14 protein-coding genes are annotated in these 15,164 nt (G+C 66.7%); 5 read left to right on the forward strand and 9 right to left on the reverse strand.

What is annotated here, in order from left to right; genetic code table 11:
- Positions 1–91 precede the first annotated feature (91 nt).
- The 3 genes from putP to A7D27_RS21085 all read right to left on the reverse strand — a co-directional run bounded on the left by putP (position 92) and on the right by A7D27_RS21085 (position 5,133).
- Complete coding sequence (gene putP / locus A7D27_RS21075) at positions 92–1,585, reverse strand: sodium/proline symporter PutP (RefSeq protein WP_069565985.1); 1,494 nt, start codon at positions 1,583–1,585, stop codon at positions 92–94.
- Positions 1,586–2,161: 576 nt separating this feature from the next.
- Positions 2,162–4,201: a TonB-dependent receptor gene (locus A7D27_RS21080; protein ID WP_069565986.1), complete on the reverse strand. Its 2,040-nt coding sequence runs from the start codon at positions 4,199–4,201 to the stop codon at positions 2,162–2,164.
- 179 nt (positions 4,202–4,380) lie between these two features.
- A complete protein-coding gene (locus A7D27_RS21085) occupies positions 4,381–5,133 on the reverse strand; it encodes an AraC family transcriptional regulator (protein ID WP_069565987.1) in 753 nt (250 codons plus the stop codon).
- Between the two features lie 152 nt (positions 5,134–5,285).
- On the opposite strand from A7D27_RS21085, the gene lon reads away from it, so the two are divergent.
- The 5 genes from lon (at position 5,286) to cmoB (ending at position 10,672) form a co-directional block, all read left to right on the forward strand.
- The gene (lon, locus tag A7D27_RS21090) at positions 5,286–7,682 is read left to right on the forward strand and encodes an endopeptidase La (RefSeq protein WP_069565988.1); all 2,397 of its coding nucleotides are present in this window, start codon (positions 5,286–5,288) and stop codon (positions 7,680–7,682) included.
- A gap of 70 nt (positions 7,683–7,752) precedes the next feature.
- Complete coding sequence (locus A7D27_RS21095) at positions 7,753–8,151, forward strand: protease inhibitor I42 family protein (RefSeq protein WP_240924759.1); 399 nt, start codon at positions 7,753–7,755, stop codon at positions 8,149–8,151.
- A 93-nt stretch (positions 8,152–8,244) separates the two neighbouring features.
- Positions 8,245–8,898 carry a lysoplasmalogenase gene (locus A7D27_RS21100; protein ID WP_069565989.1) on the forward strand — a complete coding sequence of 218 codons (654 nt, stop codon included), beginning with the start codon at positions 8,245–8,247 and terminating at the stop codon, positions 8,896–8,898.
- Positions 8,899–8,963: 65 nt separating this feature from the next.
- On the forward strand, positions 8,964–9,707 hold the full coding sequence (cmoA, locus tag A7D27_RS21105; RefSeq protein WP_069565990.1) for a carboxy-S-adenosyl-L-methionine synthase CmoA: 744 nt from the start codon (positions 8,964–8,966) through the stop codon (positions 9,705–9,707).
- Positions 9,704–10,672 (forward strand): tRNA 5-methoxyuridine(34)/uridine 5-oxyacetic acid(34) synthase CmoB, encoded by a 969-nt coding sequence (cmoB, locus tag A7D27_RS21110; protein WP_069565991.1) that lies wholly within the window; start codon positions 9,704–9,706, stop codon positions 10,670–10,672. Before cmoA ends, cmoB begins: the two co-directional genes overlap by 4 nt.
- 114 nt (positions 10,673–10,786) lie before the next feature.
- Here the strand turns inward: cmoB and pdxJ are convergent, their stop codons facing one another.
- The 6 genes from pdxJ to lepB all read right to left on the reverse strand — a co-directional run bounded on the left by pdxJ (position 10,787) and on the right by lepB (position 15,160).
- Positions 10,787–11,536: a pyridoxine 5'-phosphate synthase gene (gene pdxJ / locus A7D27_RS21115; protein ID WP_044407213.1), complete on the reverse strand. Its 750-nt coding sequence runs from the start codon at positions 11,534–11,536 to the stop codon at positions 10,787–10,789.
- Positions 11,529–12,233, reverse strand: coding sequence for a DNA repair protein RecO (gene recO, locus A7D27_RS21120; protein WP_044407215.1), 705 nt, complete (start codon positions 12,231–12,233; stop codon positions 11,529–11,531). The genes pdxJ and recO overlap by 8 nt, the downstream gene beginning before the upstream one ends.
- A gap of 6 nt (positions 12,234–12,239) precedes the next feature.
- Entirely contained in the window at positions 12,240–13,142 is a 903-nt protein-coding gene (gene era, locus A7D27_RS21125; RefSeq protein WP_044407217.1) for a GTPase Era, read from the reverse strand.
- The gene (gene rnc / locus A7D27_RS21130) at positions 13,135–13,824 is read right to left on the reverse strand and encodes a ribonuclease III (RefSeq protein ID WP_069560888.1); all 690 of its coding nucleotides are present in this window, start codon (positions 13,822–13,824) and stop codon (positions 13,135–13,137) included. The genes era and rnc overlap by 8 nt, the downstream gene beginning before the upstream one ends.
- On the reverse strand, positions 13,821–14,198 hold the full coding sequence (locus tag A7D27_RS21135; RefSeq protein WP_069560889.1) for a DUF4845 domain-containing protein: 378 nt from the start codon (positions 14,196–14,198) through the stop codon (positions 13,821–13,823). The genes rnc and A7D27_RS21135 overlap by 4 nt, the downstream gene beginning before the upstream one ends.
- Before the next feature lie 107 nt (positions 14,199–14,305).
- Entirely contained in the window at positions 14,306–15,160 is an 855-nt protein-coding gene (gene lepB, locus A7D27_RS21140; RefSeq protein ID WP_069560890.1) for a signal peptidase I, read from the reverse strand.
- Between the last annotated feature and the right edge of the window lie 4 nt (positions 15,161–15,164).

Consider the following 15,164-nt stretch of genomic DNA (forward strand, 5'->3'; position numbering starts at 1 on the left):
AAAAAAAACGGCCCAGGTCTTGGAAGACGTGGGCCGTTGAGGCGCTATCGCAATCGTCAGGCGGAGTCTGCGCCCCGCTGGAGGACGCCGGTCAGGCGCTGGCGTCCTGGTATTCCTTCTCGGCAGCGTCGAAGCGCTTGATCATCGAGTCCGTCGGCGCAGCGCCGATGCGGCTGAAGACCAGGATGCCGAGGGTGGCGAGGATGAAGCCCGGGATGATTTCGTACAGGCCGGTCCAGCCGAGGAGGTTCTTCCACAGGATCACGGTGACGGCACCCAGCACCATGCCCGCCAGGGCACCGTTGCGGGTCATGCCCTTCCACACCAGGGAGAGGATCACCACCGGGCCGAAGGCGGCACCGAAGCCGGCCCAGGCGTAGGAGACCAGGCCCAGCACCTTGCTCTCGGGGTTGGAGGCGATGGCGATGGCGATCACGGCCACCAGCAGCACCATGGCGCGGCCGACCCAGACCAGTTCGTTCTGGCTGGCGTTCTTGCGGAAGAAGGCCTTGTAGAAGTCTTCGGTCAGGGCGCTGGAGCACACCAGCAACTGGCAGCTCAGGGTGGACATCACGGCCGCCAGGATGGCGGACAGCAGCACGCCGGCCACCCAGGGGTTGAACAGCAGCTTGGCCAGTTCGATGAACACGCGCTCGGGGTTGGCGGTGACCGGGCCGGCCACGTCCGGGTGCGCGGAGAAGTAGGCGATACCGAAGAAGCCGACGGCAACCGCGCCGCCCAGGCAGGCAATCATCCAGGTCATGGAGATGCGACGTGCATTGGGGATGGACTTGACCGAGTCAGCGGCCATGAAGCGCGCCAGGATATGCGGCTGGCCGAAGTAGCCCAGGCCCCAGGCCATCAGCGAGATCACGCCGATGAAGGTGGCGCCCTTGAGCATGTCGAAGTGGGCGGCATCCTGCAGCTCGATGGCCACGAAGGTCGGCTCGATGCCGCCGTTGATCATCACCACCACGACCGGGGTGAGGATCAGGGCGAAGATCATCAGGGTCGCCTGCACGGTATCGGTCCAGCTCACTGCCAGGAAGCCACCGATGAAGGTGTAGGCGATGGTGGCGGCCGCGCCGGCCCAAAGGGCAGTCGCGTAGGACAGGCCGAAGGTGCTTTCGAACAGGCGGGCACCGGCGACGATGCCGGAGGCGCAGTAAATGGTGAAGAACACCAGGATCACCACCGCGGAGAAAATCCTCAGGATGCGGCTGTTGTCTTCGAAGCGGTTGGTGAAGAAGTCCGGCAGGGTCAGGGCGTTGCCGTTGTGCTCGGTCTGTACGCGCAGGCGACCGGCTACCAGCAGCCAGTTGAGGTAGGCACCGACGATCAGGCCGATGGCGATCCAGGCCTCGGACAGGCCGGAGAGGTAGATGGCGCCGGGCAGGCCCATCAGCAGCCAGCCGCTCATGTCGGAAGCACCAGCGGACAGCGCGGTGACGAAGCTGCCGAGGCTGCGGCCCCCAAGGATGTAGTCGGACAGGTTGTTGGTGGAACGGTAGGCGGCCAGGCCGATCAGTACCATGGCGGCGATATAGATCACGAACGTGATCAGCATCGGGTTGCTGAGTGTCATGGGGTCTCCCCTGCTCGTTTGTTGTTATTCGGGAGCTGAGGGTGGTCTGCTCCCGTGGTGATTGTTTGGCGACCGCACGTGGCGATGACCGCTTGGCTTCTCGACCCTGTCGGCCAGTAGCCGATTCACGTCCGATCGAACCTCAAGCGAGGCGATCCGGCCCCACCCGTCGTCGAAGGCCCTGCTCATAGGGAGCGGCCCTCGCGAACATTCTCAGAAGTACATGGCCTCTTGGCTGAACGCACGGTCCGCCCAGGACAGTGCGTGTATTAACCGCTGCGGGGCCAGGCGGCCACATCATCAAGGCATGGGGCCCGGTCGGGGATAGCGCCTGTACGCGGAAAGGCGTGATTCCCGGGCGCGTTACCCGTTGTCTTCCATGACCATCGCGTTGGTTTCAGTACAGCCCAATCCGTCAACAGGGGTGGGCTGAAAATTCGGAAGGGTGGAATGTAGAGAGGTGGCACCCCGATTTTCTTACAAAATCCTCTGATTTAGTTTCGGGATAGTCCGATAAGGGGAACTTTCTGCCAAAAGGTGCAACCGGCTACTCGTCAGAGTAGCCGGCACTTTGGCTCAGAAAGCCAGGCGCACGCCCATGGTCAGGTTGCGCCCAGGGAGTAGCACCTCGTCCTTGATGAAGGAGCTGTGGTTGCGCCCTTCGGCATCCAGCAGGTTGCTCCCTTTGAGGTAGAGCTCGTAGTCGGCCATCTCCAGCTTCCCGGTGTAGGTCAGGGCGGCACCGAGCATGTTGTAGCCGCCGGTACGGGTCTCGTAGTCGGCGAGCTGGTCCTGGCGCTGCACGCGGTAGAACTCCAACTGCCCGGCGAGGGCCGGTGCCAGGCGCTGGTCGAGGCGGATGCCCAGGCGATCGGCCGGGATGCGCGGCAGGTCGCCGCCACCGCTGCGCAGGCGGCCACGCACGCGGTCGCCGAAGAGCGTGACGTCGGTGTCATCGCTGAAGCGATAGCCCAGCTCGCCCTCGGCGCCGGTCAGGACGGCATCCTGCTGGCGGTACTGGATCTCGCGCATTTCGCCGCCGATGTCGCGCCCGGTGTCCGCCGCGTAGATGAAGTCATTGATCTGGTTGCGGTAGACGCTGAGGCTGAAATGGGTGCGACCGGCGAACTTGCGCAGGGTCAGTTCGACGTTCCGCGAGGTCTCCTCGCTCAGGTTCGGGTCCCCCAGTTCGACGGTACGGGTCGCGGCGTGGGGGCCGTTGGCGTAAAGCTCTTCGGCCGTAGGCAGGCGCTGGGAGCGGGACAGGGAGAAACCGAGGGAGTATTCCGGCGCGAAGGTCCAGACCGCCCCGGCGGATACGGAAGTGCCACGGTGCTGGCGGCTACGCTCCCCACGGGCGGAGATGTCCTGCCACTCGTGGCGCAGGCCCAGTTCATAACGCCAGTCATCCAGGGTGTACTCCTCCAGCAGGAACAGGCCGTGGTTGCGGGTCAGGCTCGGCGGCACATAGGCCTCTTCGCCCAGGGCCTGGAAATCCCGGCGCGAGCTTTGCCCGCCCAGCACGCCACGCCAGCCGAACAGCGGTGCGTGGGTCAGCTCCAGGCGGGAGTCGTAGGCCTTGTTCTTGAAGGTGGTCGCGGCCACCCCGCCTTCTATCTCCTCGTGCTGGTAGTCGCTGTAGCCCCCTCGCACACGGGCCAGCTCAAAGCCCGGCAACGGGTCGCTGTACTCACCGCGCACGTCCCAGCGCTTCTGCTTCATGTCGATGTAGGGCAGCCCGCCCTCCTCGTGGTCATCATGAGCATGGCCGTGCCCGTGGGAGCCGCAATGCCAGTCGCGCGGGCCATGGGTGTGGCAGTGGGCATGTTCGTGGGCGAGCAGCCCGTAGCGATTGTTCTGCTCGGTGTAGGCCAGGCCCAGATAGCCACGGTCCCCGATCCAACTGCCCCCGAGGGTGGCGCTGTCGGTGTCGGTGTAGGCCCCGGTCTGCTTCGAGGATCGCGGGTCGCCGGCCGCGCCGGGGATGTCGTAGGCATTGGCCTGGCGCTTGAGCCCCTCGATGCGCCAGGCGAACGGTCCGGTGCCAATGGTCAGGCCGCCGGCCCCCAGGCCCTCGTCGGCCACGGTGTTACCGCGCAGCTCCAGTTCGCCTTCGTAGCCCTTCTCGGGGAGCGCGACGGGAATCTTCTTGTCGATCACGTTCACCACCCCACCGATGGCACCGCCGCCATACAACAGGGTGGCAGGGCCCTTCAGCACTTCGACGCGCTCCACCAGCAGCGGCTCGATCGCAACGGCGTGGTCCGGGCTGACGGTGGACGCATCCAGCGTGTCCACGCCGTCGCTCAGAACCCGCACCCGTGCGCCGTCCAGCCCGCGGATCACCGGGCGGCTGGCGCCGGGGCCGAAGCTGCTGGCATGCACCCCGGGCAGACCGTCGAGCGTCTCGCCGAGGGTCGCCTCGCGGCGCAGGCGCAGGGCGTCGCCTTCCAGCACCTCGGCGGGGGTCGTCATGTCACGGGTTGCGGTGGACAGGGCGCTGGCGCGCACCACGCTGGGGTCCAGTTCCAGCGGCTGTTCAGACTCGGCCGCAAGGGCCATCGAGCCGGAAAACAGGGCAATCGCCAGGGCGAGTGGTGAGTGGATAGGTTTCATCGCAGGTCCTCGAATAGTCGTCAGCGCGCAACCTTGCGCGCCTGTAAGGCAGTTGGACGTGAGCACGGGCAAGCCGCGCCGGACTGCGACTATATAGCGTTATAACGTAACAATTAAGAGCGAATCGCATTGGCCGGCAAATTACTGACAAAGGCTTTAGAACGGGCCTTACGGCCTCGTCAGGCGTGGTCGCGCAGTCGCTTCGGCGTCAGCCCCAGGTGGCGGCGCATGGCGGTGGTCAGCGCGCTCTGGCTGGAGAAGCCGCATTCCTCGGCGATGCGCACCAGGGCGAGGTCGCTTTCGCGCAGCAGGCGGGAGGCACGGTCGAGGCGAGCGCGCAGCAGGTACTGGTGGGGTGTCAGGCCGACGCTGTCCTTGAACAGGGCGTGGAAATGGCTGGGGCTGAGGCAGGCCACCTGGGCCAGCTCGGCCACGCTGATGCGCCGGGCCAGGTTGTCGGCGATGTAGGCATCCAGCGGCTCCAGGTCAAGGCCCTGGTTGCTGCGCCGCCCGTGTTCGCCGAACAGCCGCAGGTACAGCGCTCGCAGCAGGACACCGCCCAGGGCGCGGGCCAGCAGCGGGTCGTCGCCGTAGCGCTGCAGCTCGGCGCCGGCGTAGCTCAACAGGTGCTGGAAGTCGGCGTCGAGGTCGGGGAAGCGAGGAATGTCGAACAGGCGCTGGAGCAGCTCACGGTCCTCGCTGGCAGCCTCCGGCGCGTTCAGGTCGAGGATCAGCATGCGGTTGTCACCGCAGCCGGCAAAGACGTGCTCGGTGGTGCCCGGCACCACGCAGGCGCGCATGCGGCACACCTCGCCACCGCGACCGCCGACTTCAAAAGCGGCGCGGCCAGCCAGGGACATCACCAGTTGATGGTGGTCGTGGGCATGGGCATGGGCCTGTTCATCCAGGCGTTGCAGGCGGGCGACGAGCATGGCGGGACTTGCTCAAAATTTGCGCATTTTAAACAAGCGATGCTCGCCTGCCCAGCACCACCGGGCGCCCACAGTGGTTGAAAAGCCCCCGGAGCCGCCCCATCTAGCCTGCACGCCCCACCCCAAGCCCATTCGTTTCCATCAGGTGCCCAATGAGCGATCAGGAGATCCACGCCACTCTCGTCGATGACACCAGTGCCACCGGTACGGGCCTGGCGCTGCCCGGCCAGACGCTGCCGGACACCGTGTACGTCATCCCCATCCACAACCGCCCGTTCTTCCCGGCGCAGGTGCTGCCGGTGATCGTCGAGGAGGAGCCCTGGGCAGAAACCCTGGAGCTGGTGGCCAAGACCAACCACCACAGCCTGGCGCTGTTCTTCGTCGACAGCCCGCCGGGTGACCCGCGCCATTTCGACCCCAGCACCCTGCCCGAGCACGGCACCCTGGTGCGGGTTCACCACGCCACCCGTGAGGGCGGCAAGCTGCAGTTCGTGGCCCAGGGCCTGTCGCGGGTGCGCATCCGTGGCTGGCTCAAGCGCCACCGCCCGCCCTACCTGGTGGAGGTGGATTACCCGCGCCCGCAATCCGACCCGCGCGACGAGGTGAAGGCTTACGGCATGGCGTTGATCAACGCCATCAAGGAGCTGCTGCCGCTCAACCCGCTGTACAGCGAGGAGCTGAAGAACTACCTGAACCGCTTCAGCCCCAACGACCCGTCGCCGCTCACCGACTTCGCCGCCGCCCTCACCACCGCACCGGCCAACGACCTGCAGGAAGTGCTGGACACCATCCCCGTGCTCAAGCGCATGGAGAAGGTGCTGCCGATGCTGCGCAAGGAAGTCGAGGTGGCGCGCTTGCAGAGCGAGCTGTCGGCAGAGGTGAACCGCAAGATCGGCAAGCACCAGCGGGAGTTCTTCCTCAAGGAGCAGTTGAAGCTGATCCAGCAGGAGCTGGGCATCACCAAGGATGACCGCAGCGCCGACGCCGAGCAGTTCCGCCAGCGCCTGGAGGGCAAGACCCTGCCGGAGCAGGCGAAGAAGCGCATCGACGAGGAGCTGAACAAGCTGTCGATCCTGGAGACCGGCTCCCCCGAGTACGCGGTGACCCGCAACTACCTGGACTGGGCCACGGCCCTGCCCTGGGGCGTGTACGGCAAGGACCGGCTGGACCTCAAGCACGCGCGCCAGGTGCTGGACCGCCACCATGCGGGCCTCGACGACATCAAGAACCGCATCCTCGAATTCCTCGCCGTCGGCGCCTTCAAGGGCGAGATCGCCGGCTCCATCGTGCTGCTGGTGGGCCCGCCCGGCGTCGGCAAGACCAGCATCGGCAAGTCCATCGCCGAGTCCCTGGGGCGTCCCTTCTACCGCTTCAGCGTCGGCGGCATGCGTGACGAGGCCGAGATCAAGGGCCACCGCCGCACCTACATCGGCGCCCTGCCCGGCAAGCTGGTGCAGGCGCTGAAGGAAGTGGAGGTGATGAACCCGGTGATCATGCTCGACGAGATCGACAAGCTCGGCGCCAGCTACCAGGGCGACCCCGCCTCGGCCCTGCTGGAGACCCTCGACCCGGAGCAGAACGTCGAGTTCCTCGACCACTACCTGGACCTGCGCCTGGACCTGTCCAAGGTGCTGTTCGTGTGCACCGCCAACACGCTGGATTCGATCCCCGGCCCGCTGCTGGACCGCATGGAGGTGATCCGCCTGTCCGGCTACATCACCGAGGAAAAGCACGCCATCGCCAAGCGTCACCTGTGGCCGCGCCTGCTGGAGCGCACCGGGGTGCCGAAGCAGCGCCTGGCCATCACCGACGCCGCGCTCACTGCGGTGATCGAGGGGTATGCGCGGGAATCCGGCGTCCGCCAGTTGGAGAAGCAGCTGGGCAAGATCATCCGCAAGTCGGTGGTGCGCCTGCTGGAGGAGCCCGAGGCGAAGATCCGCGTCGGCAACAAGGACCTGGAGCCGCTGCTGGGCACACCGCCTTTCCGCAAGGAGCAGGTGCTGGTGGGCAAGGGCGTGATCACCGGGCTGGCCTGGACCAGCATGGGTGGCGCCACCCTGCCCATCGAAGCCACCCGCATCCACACCCTCAACCGGGGCTTCAAGCTCACCGGCCAGTTGGGTGACGTGATGAAGGAGTCGGCCGAGATCGCCTACAGCTACGTGAGTTCGCACCTCAAGCAGTTCGGCGGCGACCCGACCTTCTTCGACCAGGCCTTCGTGCATCTTCACGTACCGGAAGGCGCCACGCCCAAGGACGGCCCCAGCGCCGGCATCACCATGGCCAGCGCCCTGCTGTCCCTGGCCCGCGACCAGGCGCCGAAGAAAGGCGTGGCCATGACCGGCGAGCTGACCCTCACCGGCCAGGTGCTGCCGATCGGTGGGGTGCGCGAGAAGGTCATCGCCGCGCGGCGGCAGAAGCTCCATGAGCTGATCCTCCCCGAAGCCAACCGGGGTGCCTACGAGGAGCTGCCGGACTACCTGCGCGAGGGCATGACGGTGCACTTCGCCAAGCGCTTCTCGGATGTCGCCAAGGTACTCTTCGGCTGAACCTGCGGTGCCTACCCAGGGGCCGGAGCAGCGGATATGCTGCACCGGCCCTTGAACGATGGAGCCGTCCATGCGCCTGAATCCCCTCCCCCGCCTGCTGCTGCCCGGTGCCCTCGCACTGCTGGCCGGCTGCGCCCACGAGTCGACCACCCTGCTGGTGCAGAAACAGGACCGCTGCCCCCTGAAGCTGGACAAGGGCCAGGCCCTGGTGCTCACCCTGCCGAGCAACCCCACCACCGGCTTCCGCTGGGTGGTGAAGGACGCCGCGCCCGGCGTGCTGCGCAGCCTCGGCCCGGAGGTCTACAACGCCCCAGAGGACGCCGGCCTGGTCGGCGGCGCCGGGGAATCCACCTGGCGCTTCAGCGCCGCCCAGCCGGGCGACGGTCGCCTGCTGCTGGTCTACCAGCGCCCCTGGGAAACCGACGTCGCCCCCGAACAGACCTTCGACTGCTCCGTCCACGTGGAGTGACGGCGCAATTGGCGAGCCGCCCTGGCGCGCGACGCCTGGCGGCCCAGCCGAATGCTGAAGCAAAGTGCGCCCTCCCTTCGATGGAGCGGCCCCATGCCTGCCTTGCTGATCGGCCTGACCGGCGCCTGCGCCTTCCTCATCGGCCGTGCACTCGACCTGCCCTGGCTGTGCTTCGCCAGCAAGCCGCTGCCGATCATCGCCCTGATGCTCTGGCTGCGCGGCGCACCGGCCGGTACCTACCGCAACCGCGTCGCCCTCGGCCTGGCGCTGTGCCTGCTGGGGGATGTGCTGCTGCAATGGCCCGGCGACCTGTTCGTCCCCGGTCTGGCGGCGTTCCTGCTGGGCCACCTGTGCTACATCGCCGCCTACCTGAGCGACAGCCGCCGCCTGGCGCCCCTCGCCCTGGTGGCCTGCCTGGTCTATGGCGGCACCATGTTCGCCCTGCTCGGCAGCGGCGGCCTGGGGCCCCTGGCGCTGCCCGTGGCGCTCTACGCCCTGACCATCAGCAGCATGCTCTGGCGCGCCCTGGCCCGTATCGGCGAGACCGGGATAGCACGCGGGTCGGTGCTGGCCGCCGTGGCCGGGGCGCTGTGCTTCGTGGTCTCGGACAGCCTGCTGGGCATCGCGCGCTTCGTCGGCAGCTTCCCCGGTGACGGCTACGCCATCATCCTCAGCTACTGGCTCGGCCAGTGGGGCATTACCGCCTCGGCGCGCTTGAAAGCAGGCACAGCCTCCAACCCGACGTAGCGGCATTTGGGACGGCGGGCAGTCTTGGCTAGAATGCCGCCCTTTCCAACTGCTGGTACCGGCCCGTGAAGCAACAACCCGACCGCATCTACGCCACGCCCCAGGCCCAGGTGGCCGACTTCGCCTTCAACGAGGACGTGGTCCGGGTCTTCCCGGACATGATCAAGCGCTCGGTGCCGGGCTACCCCACCATTGTCGAGAACATCGGTGTGCTGGCCGCGCAGTTCACCCAGCCCAACACCCCGCTCTACGACCTGGGCAGCTCCCTCGGCGCCGTGACCCAGGCCCTGCGCCGCCACGTGAAGACCGAAGGCTGCCGGGTGATCGCGGTGGACAACTCCAGCGCCATGGTCACGCGCTGCCGGGAGTACCTGCACGCCCAGGACGCGATGTTCCAGGAGCTGCTGCCGGTGGAGGTGATGGAGGCGGACATCCTCGCCCTGGAACTCCAGCCCACCAGCCTGGTGGCGCTGAACTTCACCCTGCAATTCGTCCCCCGCGAGCGCCGCGAGGAACTGCTGGGGCGCATCCGCCAGGCCCTGTTGCCGGGCGGGGCGCTGATCCTCTCGGAGAAGCTGCGCTTCGAGGATGCCGAGGCCCACGCGCTGCTCACCGACCTGCACGTCGCCTTCAAACGCGCCAACGGCTACAGCGAACTGGAGATCGCCCAGAAGCGCAGTGCCCTGGAGAACGTCATGCACCCGGACAGCTTCGAAGAACACCGCGAACGCCTGCTCGCCGCCGGCTTCTCCAAGGTGGTGCCCTGGTTCCAGTGCCTCAACTTCGCCTCGTTGATCGCCCTGCCATGATCCGCACCCTCGACCTCGACAGCCTGCAACAGCAACTGGCCGGCACCCGCCTGCAGGACTGGGCCGCCGACCTGCCGGCGCAACTGGACGCCAAGCTGGCCGTCGGCCACGGCGACCTGGAGCGCTGGAGGGCTGCCGTCAACGCCCTCCCCGCGCTGCAACCGCAGCAGGTGGAACTGGCCCAGCGCTTCCTGCTGGACGGCCCCTGCGACGAGGCCACCCGGGCCCAACTGAAAACTGCCTTGCAAGGGCTGATTCCCTGGCGCAAGGGGCCGTTCGAGCTGTTTGGCGTGCATGTCGACACCGAGTGGCGCTCGGACTGGAAATGGGCGCGCGTCTCGCCCCACCTGGACCTCGTCGGCAAGCGGGTGCTGGATGTGGGCTGCGGCAACGGCTACTACCAGTGGCGCATGCTCGGCGCCGGCGCCGACTGCGTGGTGGGCGTGGACCCGAACTGGCTGTTCTTCTGCCAGTTCCTCGCCATGAAGCGCTTCCTGCCCGACCTCCCCGCCTGGCACCTGCCCCTGGCCCTGGAGGAGCTGCCGGCGAAGCTGGAAGGCTTCGACACGGTGTTCTCCATGGGCGTGCTGTACCACCGGCGCTCGCCCATCGATCACCTGTACGACCTGAAGGACTGCCTGGTGCGCGGCGGCGAACTGGTGCTGGAAACCCTGGTGGTGGAAGGCGATGCCCAGCAGGTGCTGGTGCCCGAGGACCGCTACGCGCAGATGCGCAACGTGTGGTTCCTGCCGTCGGTGCCGGCGCTGGAGCTGTGGCTGCGCCGCGCCGGCTACGTGGACGTGCGTTGCGTGGACGTGAGCGTCACCCGCGTGGAGGAACAGCGCAGCACGGAATGGATGCGCTTCCAGTCGCTGCCCGAGTTCCTCGACCCGGCCGACCACAGCCGCACCGTCGAAGGCCTCCCCGCCCCCGCTCGCGCGGTGATCGTCGCCCGCAAGCCCTGAACCGCAACCCGGCTTCAGCCCGGGAACGCCCGCCACAAACGAACCGGCCTATCCGTGCGCCACGGGTAGGCCGGCGTTTCATCAGGGGTCAGCGAGTGGTGACCCTGGCCTGCGTCAGACGCGCGACGCCTGCGCCCCCTGGATCAGCTGCTTCATCTCCACCACCGCCTGCTTGAAGCCGACGAACAGCGCGTGGGCCACCAGGGCGTGGCCGATGTTCAGCTCGTTGATGCCGGGGATCGCCGCCACCGGCTCGACGTTGTGGTAGTGCAGACCATGACCGGCATTGACCACCAGGCCGAGCTTGAGGCCCAGGGCGACGCCCTCACGGATGCGCTGCAGCTCCTGCTCGGCTTCCTCCGGAGTGTGGGCATCGGCGTAACGGCCGGTGTGCAGCTCGATGGCCGGCGCGCCGACGCGGTGGGCGGCCTGGATCTGCAGCGGGTCGGCGTCGATGAACAGCGAAACCTCACTGCCGAGCTTGGCCAGGCGCTCGACGGCGGCCTGGATGCGCGCCTCCTGGCCGGCCACGTCGAGGCCGCCTTCGGTGGTCAGCTCCTGGCGGGTTTCCGGCACCAGGCAGATGTGCTCGGGGCGGATTTCTTCGGCGAAAGCCATCATCGGCTCGGTGACGCCCATCTCGAAGTTCATGCGGGTCTGCAGGACCTCCTTGAGCACACGCACGTCGCGCTCCTGGATGTGCCGGCGGTCTTCGCGCAGGTGCACGGTGATGCCGTCGGCGCCAGCCTCCTCGGCATCCAGGGCGGCCTTGACCGGATCGGGGTAACGGGTCCCACGGGCCTGGCGCAGGGTGGCGACGTGGTCGATGTTCACGCCGAGCAGTACACGGTTGGCTTCAGTCACGGGCAGGTTCCTTGATCGTCATGAAGAGTTCGCGGCTGGCCAGCGGCCGGCCACCGAGATGAGGGGCCAGGGCCTGGCGCATCAGGCGCTTGGCGGCGGCCAGGGCCCCCGGTGCCGACCAGTCGGCCTCGGCCAGGGCCAGCAGCTCGGCGCCCTGGAAGAGGCCGGGCTGCAGGTGGCCGACCGGCTCCAGGCCGGCGTCCGGCAACAGCCGGTAGATGCCGTCGACGGCGATAGGCGCGCCGTGCAGGTCGATGTCCAGGGCGAAACCGTAGCCCAGCTCGTCCAGCAGGCGCCACTCGAAGGCGCGCAGCAGCGGCTCCAGCGGGCGGTTGGCGGCAAGGGCCTGGAGGGTCACAGCGTAATGCTGGAACAGATCGGGGTGAGGCGCTTCCGCCGGCAACAGGCGCACCAGCAGCTCATTGAGGTAGAGCCCGCTGAACAGAGCTTCTCCGGTGAGGAAATGCGGGATGCCCGCGCCTTCGAGCCGGCCGATGTTCTTCAGCTCGCTGCGGCCGCGCAGTTCCACTTCGAGGGGGACGAAAGGCCGGGCCAGGGTGCCGGCCTTGCCACGGGCGCCGCGCAACACTGCGCGCAGGCGCCCATCCGGGGTGAACAGGTCCACCAGCGCACTGCTTTCGCGGTAGGCCCGGCTGTGCAGGACAAAGGCCGGTACCGCCTGCGCGGGCGTCTGCATGGCGGGTCAGAGGTCGTTGTAGCCCAGGGAGCGCAGGGCCCGTTCGTCGTCGGACCAGCCGCCTTTAACCTTGACCCAGAGGTTGAGCATGACCTTGGAGTCGAACATGACCTCCATGTCCTTGCGCGCGTCCTGGCCGATGCGTTTGATGCGCTCGCCACCGTCGCCGATGATGATCTTCTTCTGCCCGTCGCGCTCGACGAGGATCAGCGCATGGATGTGCAACGTGCGCCCATCGTGCTTGAACTCCTCGATCTCGACGGTGATCTGGTAGGGCAACTCGGCACCCAGCTGACGCATGATCTTCTCCCGCACCAGTTCGGCGGCGAGGAAGCGGCTGCTGCGGTCGGTGATCTGGTCTTCCGGGAAGAAGTGCTCGTTTTCTGGCAGGTTGTCCGCCACCAGGCGTTCCAGGGCATCGAGGTTGTGGCCGTGCTGGGCGGAGATCGGCACGATCTCGGCCTTTGGCAGTTGTTCCTGCAGCCAGGTCAGGTGCGGCAGCAGCTCGGACTTCTCTTCCAGGCGATCGGTCTTGTTCACGGCGATGATCACCGGGCCCTGCACGTACTGGACGCGCTCGAGCACCATCTGGTCCTCATCGGTCCAGCGGGTGCGGTCCACCACGAACACCACCACGTCGACGTCCTTGAGGGCGGCGGCGGCGGATTTGTTCATGTAGCGGTTGAGCGCTTTCTCGTTGTTCTTGTGCAGGCCGGGGGTGTCGACGTAGACCGCCTGCACCGCGCCTTCGGTCTTGATGCCGAGCATGGTGTGGCGGGTGGTCTGGGGCTTGCGCGAGGTGATCGCCAGCTTCTGCCCGAGGATGTGGTTCAGCAGGGTGGACTTGCCCACGTTGGGGCGTCCGACGATGGCCACGTAGCCGCAGCGGGAGGTTTCGAGATCAGTCATGGCCATTCTCCACGCCCAGGGCCACCAGGGCGGCGGCCGCAGCCACCTGCTCGGCGATGCGCCGGCTGGCCCCTTGGCCACGGGTCTTGTCGTTCAGCAGGGTGATGTCGCACTCGACGAAAAAGGTGCGGCAGTGAGGCTCACCCTGGATATCCACCACTTCGTAGCGGGGCAGTTCGCAGGCCCGGGACTGCAGGAACTCCTGCAGGCGGGTCTTGGGGTCCTTGTTGGTGTCCACCAGGGTCAGGCTTTCCAGCTCATTCTGCAGCCAGGCCAGGACCCGTTCGCGGGCCTTGTCCATGCCGGCGTCCAGGTAGATGGCACCGATCAGCGCCTCCAAGGCATCCGCCAGGATCGATTCGCGGCGGAAGCCACCACTCTTCAGCTCGCCGGAACCCAGACGCAGGTATTCGCCAAGCTCGAAACCGCGTGCCAGCAGGGCCAGGGTCTCGCCCTTCACCAGCCGCGCGCGCAACCGTGAGAGCTGCCCCTCGCGGGCCTGGGGAAAGCGCTCGTAGAGGGCCTCGCCCGCGACGAAGTTGAGCACGGCATCACCCAGGAACTCCAGGCGTTCATTGTTGCGCCCGGCGTAGCTGCGGTGGGTGAGGGCCAGGGTCATCAGACCCTGGTCATTGAAGGTATGGCCGAGCTGGCGCTCGAGACGGCTGAGGGATGCGCTCACGGGACTCTTACACGGAATTCTTTGTCGAAATGGACCACCAGGTCGAGGTTCTCGATCAGCGGCTCGCGCTTCTCGTACTTCAGGGTGGCGTAGAAGTCGTTGTTCTCAACCTTCACGCTCAAGGCCTTTTCCAGGTCGATGTCGCGGATGCTGTTGATCTGCATCCCCTTGCGTACATAGGCTTCAAAATCACCCGGAGTGGAGATTCCCTGCCCCTTCTCGTTCTCCACGGACGTGATCAGCTTTTCCAGCGCGTAGTAGTCCATGTAGTGGGGAACGATCTTGAAGGCGGTGCTGGCGAGGAAGGCGACGATGGCCAGGACCACCATCCAACCCAGGAGCGAAAGGCCGCGCTGCGAGCGTGCGAACGTCATATTGACCTCAATGTGGTTGTTGTTCGGGCCGGCCGGCCCGTCGCAAAACTATATATAGCGGGCGGCGCCGTCGTGAACAGCGCCGCAAAAGCGAAATCTCAGGTCGCTCAGTGAATCAGGCCGACGCGGGAGAAGTTCGGCAGGCTGCGCAGCTTGGGGTCAGGCCAGCTCATCCACACGGCAAAGGCCTTGCCGACGATGTTGCGGTCCGGAACCATGCCCAGCAGGTCGCGGGGAATGTTCGGGTCGTTCCAGTAGCGACTGTCGTTCGAGTTGTCGCGGTTGTCGCCCATCATGAAGTAGTGCCCCTCCGGGACCACCCACTCCTTGCCGGGCTCCATGAGGTTGCGGCGCATTTCCTTGCGGATCATGTGCTCGGCCTCGCCCAGCTTTTCCTGATAGAGGCGCGCACTGCCCAAGGTGCCGGGCTCGTCACCCACCAGTGTCTCGGCAACCAGTTGGCCATTGACGGTCAGGCGCTTGTCGTTGCTGTAGGCGATGCGATCACCCGGCAGACCGACGACGCGCTTGATGTAGTTGACGTTCGGGTCGCTGGGGTAGCGGAACACCATCACATCACCCCGCTGCGGGTCCCCCACTTCGATGACCTTGGTATCCAGCACCGGCAGGCGGATGCCGTAGGCGAACTTGTTCACCAGGATGAAATCGCCCACCTCCAGCGTCGGCTTCATCGAACCGGACGGGATCTGGAAGGGCTCCACCAGGAAAGAACGCAGCACCAGCACGATGGCCAGCACCGGGAAGAACGACTTGCCGTACTCGACCAGCAGGGGCTCCTTGCCGAGCTTTTCCAGCACTGCCGGATCGGGCTCGCTGACCTGCCCCTGGTAGGTGGCGATCGCAGTACGCCGGCGCGGTGCCAGCAGGAGCAGATCGAGGAGCGCGAGCACGCCGCAGACCGCCACGGCGATAACCAACAAGAGCGGGAAATTGATCGACATAGAC

It is taken from the genome of Pseudomonas sp. 1D4, assembly GCF_001728925.1.
GTDB lineage: Bacteria > Pseudomonadota > Gammaproteobacteria > Pseudomonadales > Pseudomonadaceae > Metapseudomonas > Metapseudomonas otitidis.